We start from the raw sequence: 2,305 nt of genomic DNA, 5'->3' as shown, positions 1-2,305 counted from the left end.
GGCGTATCATCGGCTGCCGCTGCCATCACGGCGCGGGTGTCGATGTAGTTGTTAGGCCATGACGTGAGGAAATACTCCCGCGCCTTGGCATAGGCATTGTCGGAACCGGGAACGAGTTGCTGCTCTTCGTTTGAACAAACCAGCCGCTCACCGTTCCAGCTCATCGTCCGGCGTCCGGGCATGCCAATGTGAACGAAGCGGCCATCCGAGCTGCCGGTCGATGCCACCAGCCGTTCTGCGGTGATCGCGATCTGTGACAGCCGCGAGGCGTTGTTTTCACCCTGCCAGAAGATGAAGGTTTTCCCAGTGTGGGGATCGTCGTTGGCGGCGAGGTATTCGATCATCGCCTCCACTTCCTGCGACTGACCGCCGCCGTAGCTGCGGGTTGTTAGAGTGCGGTCACCCAGTGCCACCTTGAGGCTGCTGTTGAGCTTGCCCGGCATCGAGTCGCCTTCCATCACGATCTCGTAGCCACTGCGCGATGGCACCGCCACGCCCCGGCTATCCAGCGCAATTGCTGCAGCCGTTTCGCTCTTGTCGGTCCGGCGCACTTCCCACTCGGAAGCCATGCTGGTGCAAGGAAGCGCGATCGCGCCGCCTGCTGGCACCGTGATGATTTCCCGCCTGGCCACCGGTCCCCAGGCACCACCGGTTTTGATCACTTCGTCACCGGTTGTTAGAGATAGTCCGCCGACTTCTCCGGCGGCGGATGCTTCCCACAGGTCGCCATCGATCGCGTTTTCGGGGAATCCATCTGCGGGGTCAAATTCACCCCGGAAAAACCATTCGCCGTCCGTGCCGCCTTTGATCCAGCGCGATGGCATGTTGCCGCCGCCCGCCGGTTGATAGGCCATAAATACGAGCCTATCGCCCGCCTTAAACTCAAGACCGCGAAACCATCCGTCCGCGTTTGCCACCCAGAAATCCTTCCAGATATTCGGATACCCGCCGGGCGCTTGTCGGTAAACCCATGCGCCACCCGTGTAGACCATCAGATCGCCACGGCGCATGGTATCATCACCAATGGTTAGAGTGCCGCTGTAACCCTGAAACTCGTAGAAGTCGCCCTCGTTGAAATTGCCCGCAGGCGGCCAGCTCGACTCGGATGTTAGACCGCCCAGGTAGTTGATCGACGGCGCAACCGATGGATCAAACGGTCCCCGGTAGCGTTGACCACGCACGAACAAGCCGGAGCTTTGGCGGAAATCCAGTGAAGCATCGGACGTGTTCACCCCGGACAGAACCGAGGTTTTCCGTGGCGACAAGGTCACCCAGCCCGGCCCGGTTCGGACAAAAATCTGCGCGTGCTGGGGTCGGTATTGATCCAGTTGAAAATCGACCTGATCCACGGCGGTTTCGCGAACGATCTCCGGATCCAGTTTGGGCTTGGTCACCGAGGCGTCGGCCAGTTGCACCGTGGTGATGCTTCCCGGGTTAGTGCCGGGGATGGCAAGGCCCGGAATGATGGTTTCACCGGTGTCTTTAACCGCGAAACAGTATCTCGAAAACGGGAACGACTCATCCTCGATGGTAAAGAGGAAGCCTGGCCGATCGGTGCGGAATTTGAATTGTCCGGAAAGCGGGGCGACTTGCTCCTGCAGCGTGGTCAGCTCGGTGGCGTTGGCCTTTTCCGCAAGCGCGGTGACGAGCGACGGCGCAAAGGGCGCGATGACGGCAGCGATGAGCTTCAATTGTCCGGTAGCGGTCATGCCACCAGCAAAGCGCAAAAACGGATCAAAGAAACCGACAGAATAGGCTTCGCCGCCATATTCGAAGTTTTCGACGATCGAGAAGGGCGAGGTTTTTGACTCCTGCCTGAGCATCCGGCCCGTGAGATCGCCCGGGACTTTGCTCCAGAGCGTCTCCCCTGCCTCGCGGTAGTAGCGGCCATTATTGTCGTCCTTTTCGCTATCGGCGAAGACATAGCCAAACTCGGTTTCACCGGAGGCATTCGCCTCTGCGGGAAGGTCCGCCTTGTTGCGACGGGCATAGGCATCGCCGTTCTCGATCGCAATATTCGCCGCAGCTGCCAAGGCCGCCGCTTGTGAAGCGGATAGAGCCGCCGCCGTCGCCGCCGCGCTGGAAGTGTTGGCCAGTGATTTGGAGGTTGCGGCAGATTCCGCCGCCTCTGCGGCCAAAGCATCGGCTGCAGTTGTGTCTCCGGGCGGGCCTTGATCTCCGGTTTCGCCTTTCGGCCCACGCTGGGTGGCTTCGTAATCGGCGTAGGTCTTGCCAGCATTTTCCGGCTTCGAGAGCCACAGGTCAAAAGCACTGCGCCCCGGCGGGCCGGATTCGAGTTCAACGG

Annotated in this window: 1 protein-coding gene; it reads right to left on the bottom strand. The window is 60.5% G+C overall.

Annotated features, from left to right (window positions below; all coding sequences use genetic code 11):
• Positions 1-2,305, bottom strand: a 2,305-nt coding sequence (locus JIN85_RS22540) for a hypothetical protein (RefSeq protein ID WP_200274230.1), incomplete at both ends; no start/stop codon positions are given.

This window comes from Luteolibacter pohnpeiensis, assembly GCF_016595435.1.
Taxonomy (GTDB): Bacteria; Verrucomicrobiota; Verrucomicrobiia; order Verrucomicrobiales; family Akkermansiaceae; genus Luteolibacter; species Luteolibacter pohnpeiensis.
This window is presented reverse-complemented; position numbering and strand designations above follow the sequence as displayed.